The sequence below is a fragment of the Stenotrophomonas sp. YAU14D1_LEIMI4_1 genome (genome assembly GCF_003086815.1).
Taxonomy (GTDB): domain Bacteria; phylum Pseudomonadota; class Gammaproteobacteria; order Xanthomonadales; family Xanthomonadaceae; genus Stenotrophomonas.
This window is the reverse complement of record NZ_CP025997.1, coordinates 336,759-351,515: the sequence shown is the minus strand read 5'-3', so window position 1 is coordinate 351,515 and position 14,757 is coordinate 336,759. Positions and strand designations below refer to the sequence as shown.

Here is a 14,757-nt window from a genome sequence, read left to right as displayed (position 1 = left end):
CGCGGATTACTTGCGCTTGGCAGCCTTGCGCACTGCCTTTTTGGCCGGCGCCTTCTTGGCGACAACCTTCTTGGCCGGTGCCTTCTTGGCAGCGACCTTCTTCAGCGGTGCAGCCTTCTTGGCCACGGTCTTGCGGGTGGCGGCGACCTTCTTGCCGACAACCTTCTTGGCGGCCGCAGTCTTCTTGGTGGCGACCTTCTTGGTGGCGGCAACCTTCTTGCCGACGGCCTTCTTGGCCACGGCGGTCTTCTTGGTGGCGACCTTCTTGCCGGCCGCAACCTTCTTGCCGACAACCTTCTTCGCAGCCACGGCCTTCTTGCCGGCAACCTTCTTGGCAGCAACGGTCTTCTTGGCCACAGCCTTCTTGGCGGTCGCGACCTTCTTGCCGACAACCTTCTTGGCAGCGGCGGTCTTCTTGGTGACGGTCTTCTTGGCCACGGCAGCCTTCTTGGTGGCGGCCTTCTTCACGGTGGCGACCTTCTTGCCGGCAGCCTTGGTGGCAGCCTTGGTGGTCTTCTTGGCAGCGGCGGCCTTCTTGGTCACGGCCTTGCCGGCAGCCGCCTTCTTCTTGGCCACTTCCTTCTTCAGGGCAGCGGCTTCGGCCTTGGCATTCTTCTTGGCGGTTTCCAGCTTCTTCTTCGCCTTGGCAACGGTCTTGCCAACCGACTTGGCAGCCTTCTCGGCCTTCTTGGCAACGGTCTTTTCGACCTTGGCCACGGCCTTCTTGGCCTTGGCAACGCGGGTACCGGCAGCCTTGGTGGCGCGCTTGACGGTCTTCTTGACCGACTTCACGGCGTCTTCGGCGGCGTGGGCGATGGTCTCGCCGACGTTGGTGGCGGTTTCTTTCACGTTCTCGACGGCGTCGGTCACGACCGACACACCATTACCGTTGCTCATGTTGCCCTCCTGGGGGCCTGGATTGTCAAAACGGGGCGATGCTATACCGACAATCGCCATCGTGGAACGGGTCACGCTTCTGCAATCGCATCCTGTGCGACGGTACTAAGGTAAGCGAACCGGGTCGTTACGCCGTGCAGGATCCGGCAAACCCCTTTTTTTCAGCGGTGCGCGAACATTGCAGGCAAGTGGCTGCATACGCTGGAACGTGCGCCGGTCGCGCGTTGCGGCGGTTGCGGCCAAGCGGCATCGTGCTGCCCATATGCGCGGAACTGCGCAAGTATCGCGCTGTGTCCATGTGTCGCCTGCTGCCTGCATACGTGCCGGCGCGGGGCGCGTGGACGCCGCCGGCGCCCTGGTTTTTCATGGGCCATTTATCCGGATCGCGACACACTCATTCAGCTTGTTCTACCGTATAGGCCTACGGCCCCCACCCACGCCAACAATTTGACTGCCATGCGACCGCTACCCACCCTGCTCACGCTCGCCATTGCCGCAGCCTTCGGCGGCTTCGTTGCCACCGGCCTCAACGCGCACCTGGACAACCGTGCCGATGCAGCACCGTTGCCGGCCGCACTGCCCACCACTGCGGCACTGCCGGCATCGGTGGCCGGACAGGCGGTGCCCTCGCTGGCGCCGATGCTGGAAAAGGCCATGCCTGCGGTGGTCAGCGTCAACACCAAGCAGGTGGTGCGCGTACGCAACCCCTTCTTCAACGACCCGTTCTTCCGCCGCCTGTTCCCGGATATTCCGCAGGAACGCATCAATGAATCGCTGGGCTCGGGCGTGATCATCGATGCCAGCGAGGGGCTGGTGCTGACCAACCACCACGTGATCGACAACGCCGACGACGTGCAGGTCACCCTGGCCGACGGGCGCACGGTGAAGGCCGAATTCCTCGGCTCGGACCGCGACACCGATATCGCACTGATCCGCATTCCGGCGCAGAACCTGACCGACATCAAGCTGGCCGACAGCAACCAGCTGCGCGTGGGTGACTTCGTGGTGGCCATCGGCAACCCGTTCGGTTTCAGCCAGACGGTCACCTCGGGCATCGTCTCGGCGGTCGGCCGCAGCGGCATCCGCGGGCTGGGCTACCAGAACTTCATCCAGACCGATGCGTCCATCAACCCCGGCAATTCCGGTGGCGCGCTGGTCAACCTGCAGGGCCAGCTGGTGGGCATCAACACCGCCAGCTACAACCCGCAGGGCAGCATGGCCGGCAACATCGGCCTGGGCCTGGCCATTCCATCCAACCTGGCCCGCAGCGTGGTGGACCAGCTGGTGAAGCATGGCGTGGTGGTGCGCGGCACGCTGGGCATCGAAAGCCAGAACCTGAGTGCGCAGATCGCCCAGGGGCTGGGTCTTGGTGAAACGCGCGGCGCGCTGGTCACCCGCGTGCTGGCCGGTTCGGCCGGCGCCAGCGCCGGGCTGAAGCCGGGCGATGTGGTGGTGTCGGCCAACGGCCAGCGGGTGGACAGTGCCGAAGCGCTGCACAACGTGGAAGGCCTGGCCGCGGTGGGCAGCGTGCTGACCCTGGATGTGCGCCGCGAAGGCAAGCCGCTGCAGATCAAGGCCACGCTGAAAGAGCAGGCGCGTGCGGTGACCGGTGACAGCCTGGACCCGCGCCTGGGCGGGGCCACCTTCGTCGATCTGCCCGAATCGCTGCGCCAGTCCGGCGTGGGCGGCGTGCTGGTCAGCGAGGTCAAGCGCGGCAGCCGCGCGGCCAGCAACGGCCTGCAGCAGGGCGACATCATCGCCGAGGCCACGGTGGGTGAATTCGCCGATCTGGCCAGCTGGCGCGCCAATTTCCAGCAGCGCCCGCCCACCCTGGTGCTGCGCATCCTGCGCAACAATGGCCAGCAGCAGGGCCAGTTGGTGATGCGCTGATCGCCCCGCCGTAACACCCCCTATACCCGGCCGATGCTATTGCTACCCGTCCCATCGGCCGAACATCCGTTCGTCCCCCCATCGCAACAGGAGTGATTCGATGAGCCCCACCAATACCGAGAACCTGAAGGAACACCTGGGTGAAGCCGGTTCCCACCTGAAGCAGGCCGCCAGCGCTGCCGGCGGTGCGATCAAGGGTGCGACCGGTGCAGCGACCGACGAGCTGCGCATCGGCAAGGCCAACGTGAAGGCCGAACTGTCCGACAGCGCGCTGTCCGGCCTGGCCGCTGCCGAATTCGGCGGTGCCGCCGCCAAGGAACAGGTCGATGCGCTGATGGACAAGGGCAAGGATCTGGTGGACAGCGCCGCCGAGCTGATCCGTGAACGTCCGCTGGCCTCGTTCGGCGTTGCCTTCGCCGCCGGCTGGCTGATTGCCAAGCTGGCCAGCAGCAACAACAAGTAAGCCGCGGCGTGAGCGAGGACACCACGCAGGCTCCCGATCCGGCGGCGACCCCGCCGCTGGACGAGAGCATCCGCCAGGTCGGCGCGGCCGGCAAAGCCGCCGCCGATTCGGCCAAGCATTCGCTGCGTTCGCTGCGGCGCCTGGCCTCGGCCGACTTCGCCCTGGCCCGCAGTGCGTTCGGCCGTGCGCTGGCGTGGGCCGGGGTCGGCATCGTGTTCGGTGCCTCGGCCTGGCTGCTGATGGCGGCCACCCTCATCGCCCTGCTGCAGAGCTGGGGCCTGAGCTGGCTGCAGGCACTGCTGATCACCTCCCTGCTCAGCCTGGCCGTTACCGGCTACGCGATCTGGCGGGTGTCCTACTTCTTCCACCACACCGGCATGCATGCCACCCGGCGTCAGTTGTCACGCCTGGGCCTGTTCGATGAGCCCAGCGAGGATGACCCGGACGCCGATGTGCAGATTCCGGAGGGCAAGCCATGAAATTCGGCGCACTGCAGCGGCGGGTGAAGCGCTGCGAACAGGTGGTGGCCGTGCGCATGGCCGAAACCCAGGACAACTGGGGCGTGCTCAGCCAGGTCTGGCGCCGCGGCTGGTCGCCGCTGCGCATCGTGGTGGTCGGCCTGGCCGGCGGCTTCGTGGCCGGCAAGCTGGAAGTGCCTGGAAAGGTGAATGGCGCGCGCTGGCTGCAGATGATCGGCTCGGTGTCCAACCTGATGGCCAGTGGCCAGGCGGCGTTCGCCGCGGCGATGGCGGCCCATGCCGCCGATACCGCCGACGAGGCCGCCGAGACCGCGGATGCCGCCGCCGACACCGCTGCGGATACGGCCGCCGGGCAGGCCACGCCGCCACCGGCTTCTGCGCCTGCGGCCCCGCGTGCGGCCGACGAGCTGCGCGTACCGCAGCCGGCCGAGGCCGCTACCGACGTCTCTGAACGTTGACACCGTGAACCCGCCGCGTTGATCGCGGCGGGACGATAATGCGCTTCCCTTCCCGGTCGGTGCGCCGATGAGCGAGCCCCTGTTGTCCCCCTCTTCGCCCGCGCCCGACGCGCCGCTGCCGCCGCCGTCACGCCCGCGCGGGCCGATGTCGCTGGTGATCCTGGCCACCCTGGCCGTGGCGTACACGCTGTGGGCGGCGCAGGACATCTTCCTGCCCATCCTGCTGGCCATGTTCTTCGCCCTGGTAGGCAACCCGATCCTGCGCCTGCTGCAGAAACTGTGGATTCCGCGCGCACTTGGCGCGCTGTTGATCCTGGGCGCCGGGCTGGGGGTGACCACCGCGCTGGCGGTGCAGCTGGTGGGCCCGGCCATGGACTGGGCGCAGGAAGCACCGCAGCAGCTGCGCAAGGTGGCGCGCCAGGTGCAGGACCTGACCAAGCCGGTGCAGCAGGCCAACCAGGCCGCGGAAAACTTCGCCCGCGTGGCCGGCGGTGAAAGCAGCCGCCGCGTGCAGGTCATCCGCACCCAGCTGGACGATCCCTACCGCATGCTGACCCGCGCCCCGCGCCTGGCCGCCTCGGTACTGGCGGTGGTGCTGCTCACCCTGTTCTTCATGATCTACGGGCAGAGCCTGCAGCGCGCGGCCATCGCCTTGTTCCCCAACCGCCAGCAGCAACGCTTCACCAGTGACATCCTGCGTTCGATCGAACGCGAAGTATCGCGCTACGTGTTGACCATCACCGTCATCAACACCCTGGTCGGCCTGCTGTTTGCCGGCGTGCTGATGCTGCTGGGCATCGGCCTGCAGGAAGCGCTGCTGTGGGGCACGGTGGCGGCGCTGCTGAATTTCGCACCGTACGTGGGCCCGCTGATCGGCGTGGCGCTGATGCTGCTGATGGGCTTTGTCGAATTCCGCGATCCGCTGCAGGCACTGCTGCCGGCCGCCGCCTACCTGGCCCTGCATACCCTGGAAGGCCAGATGGTGACCCCGATCGTGCTGGGCCGACGCATGAAGCTGTCGCCGCTGGTGCTGATCCTGGCGCTGATGGTGTTCGGCTGGGCCTGGGGCATGATCGGCCTGCTGCTGGCGGTGCCGCTGCTGGTCTGCATCAAATTGGTGCTGGCACGGCTGGAAGGCATGCAGGGCTGGGCGCGGCTGCTGGAATGAAAGCCCGGCCGCGCGGGCGTAGAATGGCGGGGTGAACTTCCCTGTCCTTGCCATCACCCTCGACCTCGACGACACGCTGTGGCCGTTTGCTCCCATCGGCGCCCGCATCGACCAGGTCCTGTACGACTGGATGCGTGAACACAGCCCCGCCACCGCCGCGATGTATCCGGTGGCGGCCATGCGCGAACTGCGCGAGCGCGCGTTCCGCGACAACCCGCAGCTGCATTTCGACCTGAGCGCGCTGCGCCGGCTGACCCTGCAGGAGGCGCTGCAGAACAGCGGTGCCAGCCTGGACCTGCTGGAGCCGGCCTACGAGGCGTTCTACGCCGCGCGCAACCAGGTGGAGTGCTATCCGGATGCGCTGGATGCGCTGGCCCGCATTGCCGCACGCGTACCGGTGGCCGCACTCAGCAACGGCAACGCCGATCTTGAGCGCATCGGCCTGGCCCATCATTTCGCCTTCCAGCTGGGTGCCCGCGAACACGGTGCGGCCAAGCCGGAACCGAGCATTTTCCATGCCGCCTGCGAACGCCTGGGCGTGGCCCCGGCGCAGGTGCTGCACGTGGGCGACCACATTGAAATGGACGTGGCCGGCGCGATTGCCGCAGGCCTGCGCGGTTGCTGGATCAACCGTGAAGCGGCCACCTGGAATCATCCGCAGCTGCAGCCTGACCTGCAGTTCGACACCCTTACCGGCCTGGCCGATTGGCTGGATGCCAACCTCGACGCCGCCGCACCCCGGAGTAGCTGACGCATGAGCGAGATCACTGGTTTCACCGCTTCCACCACCACCGCCCTGCCGCTGTACGTGCTCGACCGCAGCCAGTTCGAGGCGTGGAAGGCGACCCAGCCGGCGGCCACCCAGGCCTGGCTGGGCGCGCAGGGCTTCAATGCCGCCGCGCACAGCGTGGCCCTGCTGCCGGGCAGCGATGGCCTGGCCGGTGCGGTGATCGGCGTGGGCGACCGTGCCGATGCCTACAGCTATGCCCATGCCCCGCACGCCCTGCCCGAAGGCAGCGTGTGGCAGCTGGCCAGCGAACTGAGCGCCGACGAACAGGCCCTGCTGCAACTGGGCTGGGGCCTGGGCAGCTACCGCTTCGACCGCTACCGCAAGCGCAACCGCGCACCGGCACAGCTGGTGGCCGCGCCGCAGGGTGAAGTGGCCGACCTGATCGCCGCCAGCCTGCGCGTGCGCGACTGGGTGAACACCCCCACCGAAGACATGGGCCCGCAGCAGCTGGAAGATGTGGCGCGCGCGTTGGCCGACGCCCACGGTGCGCAGGTTGAAGCGATCACCGGCGATGCCCTGCTGCAGCAGAACTTCCCGGCCATCCACGCCGTCGGCCGTGCTTCGCACCGCGCACCGCGCCTGGTGGTGCTGCGCTGGGGCAAGGAAAGCGACCCGGCGCTGGTGGTGGTCGGCAAGGGCGTGTGCTTCGACACCGGCGGCCTGGACATCAAGCCCGCCGATGGCATGCGCAACATGAAGAAGGACATGGGCGGCGCCGCCCACGCCCTGGCCCTGGCCGGGCTGGTGATGGCGCAGCAGCTGCCGGTGCGGCTGACCCTGCTGGTACCGGCGGTGGAGAACGCGATCGGCCCCGATGCGTTCCGCCCCGGCGAAGTCATCGCCACCCGCAAGGGCCTGAGCGTGGAGATCGACAACACCGACGCCGAAGGCCGGGTGATCCTGTGCGATGCCCTCACCTACGCCAGCGAACAGCAGCCGGACCTGGTGCTGGATTTCGCCACCCTGACCGGTGCGGCGCGCATCGCGCTGGGCCCGGACCTGCCGGCGCTGTTCAGCAACGATGACAGCGTGGCCCAGCAGTGGCTGCAGGCCGGCGATGCCACCCGTGACCCGGTGTGGCGCATGCCGCTGTGGCGCCCGTACCTGCGCTATCTGTCCAGCGGCGTGGCCGACCTGGCCAACGCTGGTTCGCGCATGGCCGGTTCGGTCACCGCCGCGCTGTACCTGGAACGCTTCCTGGCCGAGGGCCAGCGCTGGGCGCATCTGGACGTGTACGCCTGGAACGACGGCGAACGCCCGGGCCGCCCGGCCGGTGGCGAAGCGCTGGCGCTGCGTTCGGCCTGGGCCATGCTGAAGGCGCGCTACGGCTGAGCCACGCAGGCGCACGCACGGGGACGGCTGCGGTCTGGGGTCTGGGGTCTGGGGTCTGGGGTCTGGGGTCGGCGGTCGGCGGTCGGCGGTCGGCGGTAGAGTCGACTGTTAGTCGACTGCTCTTCAACGGGCCGTGGAAAATCCCGCGCTGCGCGCGGTAGTCGACTAACAGTCGACTCTACCGGTCGGCCTTCCCGCTCGGCGGCATTGGCCAGCCTGGCAAATCTGACGAAAAATTGAATACCGGGCCTGGAAGGGTTCTGCGAGGATGTGCGGGTCGACCACCCACACGTCCAGTGAAGGCAGGAACCCGACCATGCCCTTGTTCCGCTTTACCCGCGCCGGCCAGGGGCCGCGCTCGCCCCGCCCGCACACGCCCCTGCCCTGGATCGCCCTGATCGCGCTGATATTGGGCGGCGTTGCGCTCCTCTTCGCCTGGCTGGCCGGCTGGATCGGCGACCGCCTCACCGCGCAGCGCTTCACCGACACCATCGAAGCCACTGGCCCGGCCCATCCCGGCTTCCGCCGTGCACACAGCAAGGGCATCTGCGTGAGCGGCTGGTTCGAACCCAGCGCACAGGCCCGCACCCTGTCCAGCGCACGGGTGTTCTCGCAGCCACGCGTGCCGGTGATGGGCCGCCTGTCGATCGGCGGTGGCGATCCCTATGGCGCCGACAACACCGCGCGCGTGCGCAGCCTGGCCGTGCAGATGGTGAGCGATGACGGCCAGGAATGGCGGATGGCGATGAACAGCTTCCCGTTCTTCGCCGTACCCAGCGCCGAGGCCTTCTTCGAACAGACCCGCGCCGGCATTCCCGACCCGGCCACCGGCAAGCCCGACCCGGCGAAGATGGCCGCCGTGCTGGCGAAGTACCCCAGCGCGCAGGCGTTCCAGCAGTGGGCCAAGACCGCCCCGTGGACCAGCAGCTGGGCCGATACCACCTACAACAGCGTGAACAGCTTCTGGTTCACCAACGCCCAGGGCCAGAAACGCGCGGTGCGCTGGCGCTGGCAGCCGCAGGCGCCGGTGGTGGTCATGGATGCCGAGGCGCGCAAGCAGGCCAGCGTCGATTTCCTCAGCCAGGAACTGCGCCAGCGCCTGGCCAGCGGCCCGGTGCGCTGGAACCTGGTGGTCAGCACCGCCGCCGCCGGCGATGCCATCGACGACCCGTCGGTGCCGTGGCCCGAATCCCGCGAACAGGTAGTGGCCGGCGTGCTCAGCCTGGACCGCATGCAATCGCAGGAAGAAGGCGCCTGCGGGCAGATCAACTTCGATCCGCTGATCCTGCCCAGCGGCGTGCGTGGCAGCGATGATCCGATCCTGGCCGCCCGTTCGGCGGTGTACTCGCAGTCCTTCAACCGCCGCGAACGCGAACGCGCCGCCGGCAACGTCGAACAACCGAAGGAGGCCGCACGATGAACACCGGCAACGGCCACTTCAACCTGCTGGCGCGGGTGCTGCACTGGACCATGGCGGTGATGATCGTGGCCATGCTGTTCATCGGCGTGACCATGGTCGCTTCGTTGCACCTGCGGCCAATGCTGATCGACCTGCACCGGCCGCTGGGCGTGGCGATCTTCGTGCTGGTGCTGCTGCGCCTGTACAACCGCCTGCGCCACCGGCCGCCACCGCTGCCGGCCGATCTGCCGGCCTGGCAGGTGCTGGCCGCCACGGCGTCGCACTGGCTGCTGTACGGGCTGATGCTGGCGATGCCGCTGATCGGCTGGGCGATGCTGTCGGCCGGTGGTTACCCGATCACCCTGTGGGGCGGCGTGCACCTGCCGGCCCTGGTGCCGCACAGCCCGGCGCTTTATGCCGCCCTGCGCAATGCGCACAGCCTGCTGGCCTACGTGCTGTTCGCTACGGTGCTGATGCACGTGGGCGCAGCGCTGTTCCACCTGTGGGTGCGCCGCGACGGCGTGTTCCAGGCCATGGCCCGCGGCAAGGATTGAAGGGGTAGCGCCGGGCCCTGCCCGGCGGATCGTTTCCGGTCCTGCGGGAAGGTGTCACTTTCTTTGCGCGCAAAGAAAGTAACCAAAGAAACGCTCCGCCATCCGCGAGCCGGCGCTGCGCGCCGGTACCCTGCGCTACAAGGCGGCAACATCAACAGCCACAGCCGCGAGTGCCGGCATGTAGCGGAAGCCGCGCAAAGCACTTCGCTTTCTGTAGAGCCGAGCCATGCTCGGCTGCTTTCCACCCCCGCAGAAGCCGGCGGCCGGGCATTGCCCGGCGCTACCGCTGCCTACAGCCAGCCCTTCTGCCGCGCCAGCCGGTACGCTTCGATGCGGTTGGCCACGCCCAGCTTGCCGATGCATTCGGACAGGTAGTTGCGCACGGTGCCGTGCGACAGGCCCAGCTGTTCGGCAATCTCGCTGGCGCTGCGGCCCTCGCCAGCCAGGCGCAGCACGCGGCGCTCGCGGTCGGTCAGCGGGTCGGCCTGCGACCAGGCATCCAGCGCCAGTTGCGGGTCGATCGCACGAACGCCCTGCTGCACCTTGCGCAGGGCCTCGGCCAGGTTCTCCGCCGGCGCGTCCTTCAACAGATAGCCCAGCACGCCCGCTTCCAGCGCGCGGCGCAGGAATCCGGCACGGGCGAAGGTGGTCACGATCACCACCTTGATCGGCAGCTCCTGCCGCGCGATGCGCTGGGCCAGTTCCAGGCCGGTCAGGCCCGGCATCTCGATGTCGGTCACCAGGATGTCCGGCTGCAACTGCTGCAGCATCCGCCACGCGGTTTCACCATCGGCCGCACTGCCCAGCACCTCGATATCCGGTTCCAGGCCCAGCAGCGCCGACAAGGCGCCGCGCACCATGGCCTGGTCTTCGGCCAGCAGGATGCGGATCATGCCGCGCCCTCCTGCGGCAGTGATGCCGGGGCCACCACCACCGTGGCCGCCGCCAGCGGCACGCGCACGGTCAGCACGGTGCCCTCCCCACGCGGCGACTGCACGGCCAGCACACCGGCCAGCGCAGCCACCCGTTCGCGCATGCCGCACAAGCCATTGCCTTCGGCCTGTACCCCGCCGCGGCCGTCATCGCGTATCTGCATCACCAGTTGTCGTCCTTCCAGCATGAAGTCCACCTGCGCCTGCGTGGCCTTCGCATGGCGCACGATATTGGTGGCCGCTTCGCGCAGCACCAGCGCCAGGCCGCGTTCCACGTCCACCGGCATCGGCGGCGGCACGCTGTACTGCAGATGCACCTGCTGGCATTCCAGCAGCAAGCGCGCCGAGGCCAGCTCACCGGCCAGGTCGCTGGCGCGGATGCCAGTCACCGCGCTGCGTACCTGCGCCAGCGCTTCGCGGGCAATCGCTTCGGCCTCGCCGATCTCCTGCCGCGCACGTTCGTCCTGGCGGTCGTACAGCTTGCGCGCCAGTTCCAGTTTCAGCGTGATCAGCGAAAGGGTGTGGCCCAGCAGATCGTGCAGGTCGCGGCCGATGCGCTCGCGCTCGGCGGTGGTGGCCAGCCGCCGTACTTCGTCCTGGGAAAGCTGCAGCGCCACGTCGCGCTGGTGGCTGAGCGATTCCACGTTCACCACCAGGCCGACGATGAAAGAGACCGCCGGCATCCACACCAGCGCCTGCCACGGGTAGCCGAAGTACAGCGCCACCGCGCCGAACAGCAGGTTCAGGCCGGTCAGCTGCAGCAGGTACACCCACCAGCCGCCGCGCCCGCTCATGCGCAGCAGCACGCAGCCGAACACGAAGTAGCTCAGGCCCGAGGGATACCAGGGCAGCAGCACCAGTGCCATGGCGATCATGGCCAGCGCGTAGCACCAGGCATGGTGGCGCGGCGCCAGCATCACCCGTGCGTACAGCAGCAGGAACAGCGGATAGCTGGCCAGGGTGATGAACAGCCAGCGCAGGGTGAAGCCATTGCCCAGCACCGGGGTCAGGAAGATCCAGACCGACCACAGCAGATGGATGGCGCCGCTCCACGGCGACTTGCCACGCCGCAGCAGATCGGCCACCGATGAATCCGGCGCAGGGCGCAGCAGCGACGCAAGCCAGTTCGATGGCACGGGTGAATCCAGGCGGGGATGATCGCTGTCGATCATGCCAGTTCAGCCGATCCGACGCAGGCGGCGGCGTGCCAGCAGCAAGGCTGCAGCAGCCACCAGCAGCAGCGCCAGCAGATGGCCCAGCGTACTGCCGTCCGCGGGCTGCCCCACGACCGGCAGCGCCAGCTGCGCCAGGTGCCAAGTCGGCCACAACGGCGCCACCGTGGAAAACACCTTCGGCAGGGCCGCCAACGGCAGCCACAGGCCGGACAGCAGGGCCAGCGGCAGGTACACCAGGTTCACCACCGCCGGCGCCGCGCTGGCGCTCACGTGGCTGCCGATCAGCAGACCGATGGCCCCCAGCGGCACCGCGGCCAGCGCCGCCACGGCCAGCAGCTGCAGAATCTGCAGCGGCTGCAGGCGCACGCCACCGAAGGCATGCGCCACGGCAACCAGCAGCGCGGCAACCAACGTGGCAAACAGCACCGCCATCGCCAGCCGTGCCAGCAACGGCGCCGCCGGGGGCAGCGGCAGCGCGCGCTTGAGGGTCAGCAGGCCGCCTTCGCGGTCGAGCGCCAGCTGCACACCGAAGCCGAACAGGGCCGGCGCCATCGCACCAAACACGCAGTAGGTGGCCAGCAGGTACAGCGGCGCATGGCCGCGCCCCAGCAGCACGCCAAACAGCAGGTAGAACAGCACCGGGAACAACAGCGACGGCAGCACGAAGGCCGGCGTCCGCCAGGCGCGGCGCAGCTCGGCCAGCAGTTCGGCGGCATAGGGGCGCAGCGCGGCACGGCAACGGCCTGCGCGGCTGGATTCAAGGTGGACGAGGGTGTTCATGCAGCCTCCCGGGTCAGGTCAAGGAACGCGTCAGCCAGGGCGGCGCCCTGCACTTCCAGTTCCTGCAGTTGCGCATCGGCGGCCAGCAGGCGTGCCACCACCGGTTCGGCAGGGCTGGCCAACACCTGCAGATGCGCGCCGTCGCGCTGCACCTGCTGCACGCCCGCCCAGTGCTGCACGTCCTCGACAGCCAGCGCGCTGCGGCAGCGTATGCGGCGCGGCCGGTCGGCCAGGCGCAGCTCGGCCAAGGGTGCGTCGGCCAGTACCCGGCCGCCTTCCAGCACCACCACGCGCTGCGCCAGCGCCTCGGCCTCTTCCAGATAGTGTGTCGTAAGCAGCACGCCGCAGCCTTCGGCCACCAACTGCCGCACCGCCTGCCACATGCCCTGGCGGGCCTGGATATCCAGGCCAGTGGTGGGTTCATCCAGGAACAGCACGCGCGGCCGGCCGCAGATGGCAATGGCGAACTGCACGCGGCGCTGCTGGCCGCCGGACAACTGGCCATAGCGGCGCCGTGCCACGTCCTGCAGGCCGGCGCGCTGCAGCACTTCGGGCAGCGGCCATGGGTCGGGATAGCAGGCACGGGCCTGCTGCACCAGTTCGTCCACGCGCAGCATCGGCGGCAGGTTGGTGCTCTGCAGCATCACGCCCAGGCCAAGGCGGCTGGCGCGCTGCTGCGGATCACCGCCCAGCAGCTCCACCTGGCCGGCGTCGGCGCGGCGCAGGCCCAACAGCACGCTGATCGCGGTACTCTTGCCGGCACCGTTGCGGCCCAGCAGCGCCAGCACCTGGCCAGCGCGCACCTGCAGGTCGATACCGTGCAGCGCGGTGTGGTTGCCGTAGTGCACCTGCACCTGCTGCAGGCGGGCCAGCGACGGGGGAATCGGATCCATGGGCAGTGCCGGTAGCGGGGACGTTGCCATCCTGTGCCGCCGTGGTCACATCCGGCAGTTGCCGCCGTCAGGAACTTCCAATGACAGCTGTCACTGCCCCTGCCGCCGTGCCTGCCGTCATGCTGTGCCGCACGCTCCACCGCCGGAACCGCCGCTGTCCGCGCTTCCGGTCACACCCGCCCGAACGCCTGTGATGGAACGCAATGAACGCTTCTGCCGAATTGTTGAAAGAACTCCGTATCGACCGCGGCGCGCCGCCGCCCCCGCGCGGTGGCGGTGGTTCGCGCCGCTGGCTGTGGATCGTGCTGGCGCTGCTGGTGCTGCTGCTCGGGGGCGCGGCCTTCCTGCTGTTCGGCCGCGAACCGGCGGTGGAAGTGAGCACCGCCCCGGCCGTGGCCATCCAGCAGGGCAATGCCAGCAGTTCGGTGCTCGATGCCAGCGGCTACGTGGTGGCCCGGCGCATGGCCACGGTGTCGGCCAAGATCACCGGCAAGGTGCGCGAGGTCATGATCGAAGAAGGCATGCGGGTGGAGGCCGGGCAGATCATGGCCACCCTGGACCCGATCGATGCCGATGCGCAGCGCAGCTTGTCGGCGTCACAGGTGCAGGCGGCGCGTGCGCAGGTGGCCGGGCTTGAGGCGCAACAGCGCCAGGCCACCGCCGAAGCCAGCCGCCTGCAGGCCCTGGTGGGCCAGCAGCTGGTCTCGCGTTCGCAGTACGACCAGGCCGTGGCCCAGCGTGACAGCCTGCGCGCGCAGCTGGAAACGGCCCAGCGCAACGTCAAGGTCGCCAGCGACCAGTTGGCCATTGCCGATCTGGGCGTGGACAACAACATCGTGCGCGCGCCGTTTTCCGGCGTGGTGACCGCCAAGGCGGCGCAGCCGGGCGAAATCGTCTCGCCGCTGTCGGCGGGCGGTGGCTTCACCCGCACCGGCATCGGCACCATCGTCGACATGGATTCGCTGGAAATCGAAGTGGAAGTGGGCGAGGCCTTCATCGGCCGCGTGCAGCCGAAGATGCCGGTGGAAGCCACGCTCAATGCCTACCCGGAATGGAAGATTCCGGGCGAGGTGATCGCCATCATTCCCACCGCCGACCGCGGCAAGGCCACGGTGAAGGTACGGGTGGCGCTGAAGGTGAAGGACCCGCGCATCGTGCCGGAAATGGGCGTGCGGGTCAGCTTCCTGGAACAGGCGCAGCCGCAGGCCGCCGCCAGCACGGCGCAGGGTGTGCGCGTGCCGGACAACGCCGTGGTGCAGCGCGACGGCGCGTCGGTGGCGTTCGTACTGGGCGATGACAACCGCGTGCAGCAGCGCAGCGTGCAGGCCGGCCAGGCCATGGGCAAGGACCGCCAGCTGCTGAAGGGCGTGAGCGCCGGTGAAGCGGTGGTGCTGAGCCCGCCCGACACCCTGCACGACGGCAGCAAGGTGCAGCAGAAACAAGCGCAGTAACGGCCTGGCGCCCGCGTGGCGCCGCCGGCAACACCGCTCGACGCCTGCCCTCCGGCCTGCAGCCGGCGCGCATTCCTGTTTCCCGCCTCTGTGGAG

15 protein-coding genes are annotated in these 14,757 nt (G+C 68.8%); 10 read left to right on the top strand and 5 right to left on the bottom strand.

Annotated features, from left to right (window positions below; translation table 11 throughout):
- Nucleotides 1-6 precede the first annotated feature (6 nt).
- Entirely contained in the window at nucleotides 7-897 is an 891-nt protein-coding gene (locus C1932_RS01550) for a histone (RefSeq protein ID WP_108760993.1), read from the bottom strand.
- Nucleotides 898-1,353: 456 nt separating this feature from the next.
- On the opposite strand from C1932_RS01550, the gene C1932_RS01545 reads away from it, so the two are divergent.
- The 9 genes from C1932_RS01545 (at nucleotide 1,354) to C1932_RS01505 (ending at nucleotide 9,430) form a co-directional block, all read left to right on the top strand.
- Nucleotides 1,354-2,787, top strand: coding sequence for a Do family serine endopeptidase (locus tag C1932_RS01545; RefSeq protein WP_108748191.1), 1,434 nt, complete (start codon nucleotides 1,354-1,356; stop codon nucleotides 2,785-2,787).
- Between the two features lie 100 nt (nucleotides 2,788-2,887).
- Nucleotides 2,888-3,250, top strand: coding sequence for a hypothetical protein (locus C1932_RS01540; RefSeq protein WP_108760992.1), 363 nt, complete (start codon nucleotides 2,888-2,890; stop codon nucleotides 3,248-3,250).
- 8 nt (nucleotides 3,251-3,258) lie between these two features.
- Nucleotides 3,259-3,729: a phage holin family protein gene (locus C1932_RS01535; RefSeq protein WP_108751902.1), complete on the top strand. Its 471-nt coding sequence runs from the start codon at nucleotides 3,259-3,261 to the stop codon at nucleotides 3,727-3,729.
- Nucleotides 3,726-4,187 (top strand): protein sip-5, encoded by a 462-nt coding sequence (locus C1932_RS01530; protein ID WP_108760991.1) that lies wholly within the window; start codon nucleotides 3,726-3,728, stop codon nucleotides 4,185-4,187. The genes C1932_RS01535 and C1932_RS01530 overlap by 4 nt, the downstream gene beginning before the upstream one ends.
- A gap of 67 nt (nucleotides 4,188-4,254) precedes the next feature.
- Nucleotides 4,255-5,355 (top strand): AI-2E family transporter, encoded by a 1,101-nt coding sequence (locus C1932_RS01525; RefSeq protein WP_108760990.1) that lies wholly within the window; start codon nucleotides 4,255-4,257, stop codon nucleotides 5,353-5,355.
- A 31-nt stretch (nucleotides 5,356-5,386) separates the two neighbouring features.
- Entirely contained in the window at nucleotides 5,387-6,106 is a 720-nt protein-coding gene (locus C1932_RS01520) for an HAD family hydrolase (RefSeq protein ID WP_108751899.1), read from the top strand.
- A 3-nt stretch (nucleotides 6,107-6,109) separates the two neighbouring features.
- Complete coding sequence (locus C1932_RS01515) at nucleotides 6,110-7,477, top strand: M17 family metallopeptidase (protein WP_108760989.1); 1,368 nt, start codon at nucleotides 6,110-6,112, stop codon at nucleotides 7,475-7,477.
- A 316-nt stretch (nucleotides 7,478-7,793) separates the two neighbouring features.
- A complete protein-coding gene (locus C1932_RS01510) occupies nucleotides 7,794-8,897 on the top strand; it encodes a catalase family peroxidase (protein ID WP_108760988.1) in 1,104 nt (367 codons plus the stop codon).
- On the top strand, nucleotides 8,894-9,430 hold the full coding sequence (locus C1932_RS01505) for a cytochrome b (RefSeq protein ID WP_108760987.1): 537 nt from the start codon (nucleotides 8,894-8,896) through the stop codon (nucleotides 9,428-9,430). Before C1932_RS01510 ends, C1932_RS01505 begins: the two co-directional genes overlap by 4 nt.
- A 290-nt stretch (nucleotides 9,431-9,720) precedes the next feature.
- Here C1932_RS01505 and C1932_RS01500 read toward each other — a convergent pair whose 3' ends face one another.
- Genes C1932_RS01500 through C1932_RS01485 form a run of 4 tightly spaced genes read right to left on the bottom strand, consistent with a single transcriptional unit; the run spans nucleotide 9,721 to nucleotide 13,210 of the window.
- Nucleotides 9,721-10,323, bottom strand: a complete 603-nt coding sequence (locus C1932_RS01500; protein ID WP_108748182.1) for a response regulator transcription factor — start codon at nucleotides 10,321-10,323, stop codon at nucleotides 9,721-9,723.
- On the bottom strand, nucleotides 10,320-11,534 hold the full coding sequence (locus C1932_RS01495) for a sensor histidine kinase (protein ID WP_108760986.1): 1,215 nt from the start codon (nucleotides 11,532-11,534) through the stop codon (nucleotides 10,320-10,322). The genes C1932_RS01500 and C1932_RS01495 overlap by 4 nt, the downstream gene beginning before the upstream one ends.
- A 6-nt stretch (nucleotides 11,535-11,540) precedes the next feature.
- On the bottom strand, nucleotides 11,541-12,317 hold the full coding sequence (locus C1932_RS01490) for an ABC transporter permease (protein WP_108760985.1): 777 nt from the start codon (nucleotides 12,315-12,317) through the stop codon (nucleotides 11,541-11,543).
- Entirely contained in the window at nucleotides 12,314-13,210 is an 897-nt protein-coding gene (locus tag C1932_RS01485; protein ID WP_108760984.1) for an ABC transporter ATP-binding protein, read from the bottom strand. Before C1932_RS01485 ends, C1932_RS01490 begins: the two co-directional genes overlap by 4 nt.
- Nucleotides 13,211-13,413: 203 nt before the next feature.
- Between C1932_RS01485 and C1932_RS01480 the strand changes: the two genes are divergently transcribed.
- Entirely contained in the window at nucleotides 13,414-14,661 is a 1,248-nt protein-coding gene (locus C1932_RS01480; RefSeq protein WP_108760983.1) for an efflux RND transporter periplasmic adaptor subunit, read from the top strand.
- The last annotated feature ends 96 nt before the right edge of the window (nucleotides 14,662-14,757 follow it).

What these genes read in the sequence shown, in the direction of transcription:
- C1932_RS01490 (WP_108760985.1), bottom strand. Translation starts at nt 12,317, where the DNA reads ATGAACACCCTCGTCCACCTTGAATCCAGCCGCGCAGGCCGTTGCCGT.
- C1932_RS01530 (WP_108760991.1), top strand. Translation starts at nt 3,726, where the DNA reads ATGAAATTCGGCGCACTGCAGCGGCGGGTGAAGCGCTGCGAACAGGTG.
- C1932_RS01485 (WP_108760984.1), bottom strand. Translation starts at nt 13,210, where the DNA reads ATGGATCCGATTCCCCCGTCGCTGGCCCGCCTGCAGCAGGTGCAGGTG.
- C1932_RS01510 (WP_108760988.1), top strand. Translation starts at nt 7,794, where the DNA reads ATGCCCTTGTTCCGCTTTACCCGCGCCGGCCAGGGGCCGCGCTCGCCC.
- C1932_RS01480 (WP_108760983.1), top strand. Translation starts at nt 13,414, where the DNA reads ATGAACGCTTCTGCCGAATTGTTGAAAGAACTCCGTATCGACCGCGGC.
- C1932_RS01515 (WP_108760989.1), top strand. Translation starts at nt 6,110, where the DNA reads ATGAGCGAGATCACTGGTTTCACCGCTTCCACCACCACCGCCCTGCCG.
- C1932_RS01545 (WP_108748191.1), top strand. Translation starts at nt 1,354, where the DNA reads ATGCGACCGCTACCCACCCTGCTCACGCTCGCCATTGCCGCAGCCTTC.
- C1932_RS01500 (WP_108748182.1), bottom strand. Translation starts at nt 10,323, where the DNA reads ATGATCCGCATCCTGCTGGCCGAAGACCAGGCCATGGTGCGCGGCGCC.
- C1932_RS01495 (WP_108760986.1), bottom strand. Translation starts at nt 11,534, where the DNA reads ATGATCGACAGCGATCATCCCCGCCTGGATTCACCCGTGCCATCGAAC.
- C1932_RS01505 (WP_108760987.1), top strand. Translation starts at nt 8,894, where the DNA reads ATGAACACCGGCAACGGCCACTTCAACCTGCTGGCGCGGGTGCTGCAC.
- C1932_RS01550 (WP_108760993.1), bottom strand. Translation starts at nt 897, where the DNA reads ATGAGCAACGGTAATGGTGTGTCGGTCGTGACCGACGCCGTCGAGAAC.
- C1932_RS01540 (WP_108760992.1), top strand. Translation starts at nt 2,888, where the DNA reads ATGAGCCCCACCAATACCGAGAACCTGAAGGAACACCTGGGTGAAGCC.
- C1932_RS01525 (WP_108760990.1), top strand. Translation starts at nt 4,255, where the DNA reads ATGAGCGAGCCCCTGTTGTCCCCCTCTTCGCCCGCGCCCGACGCGCCG.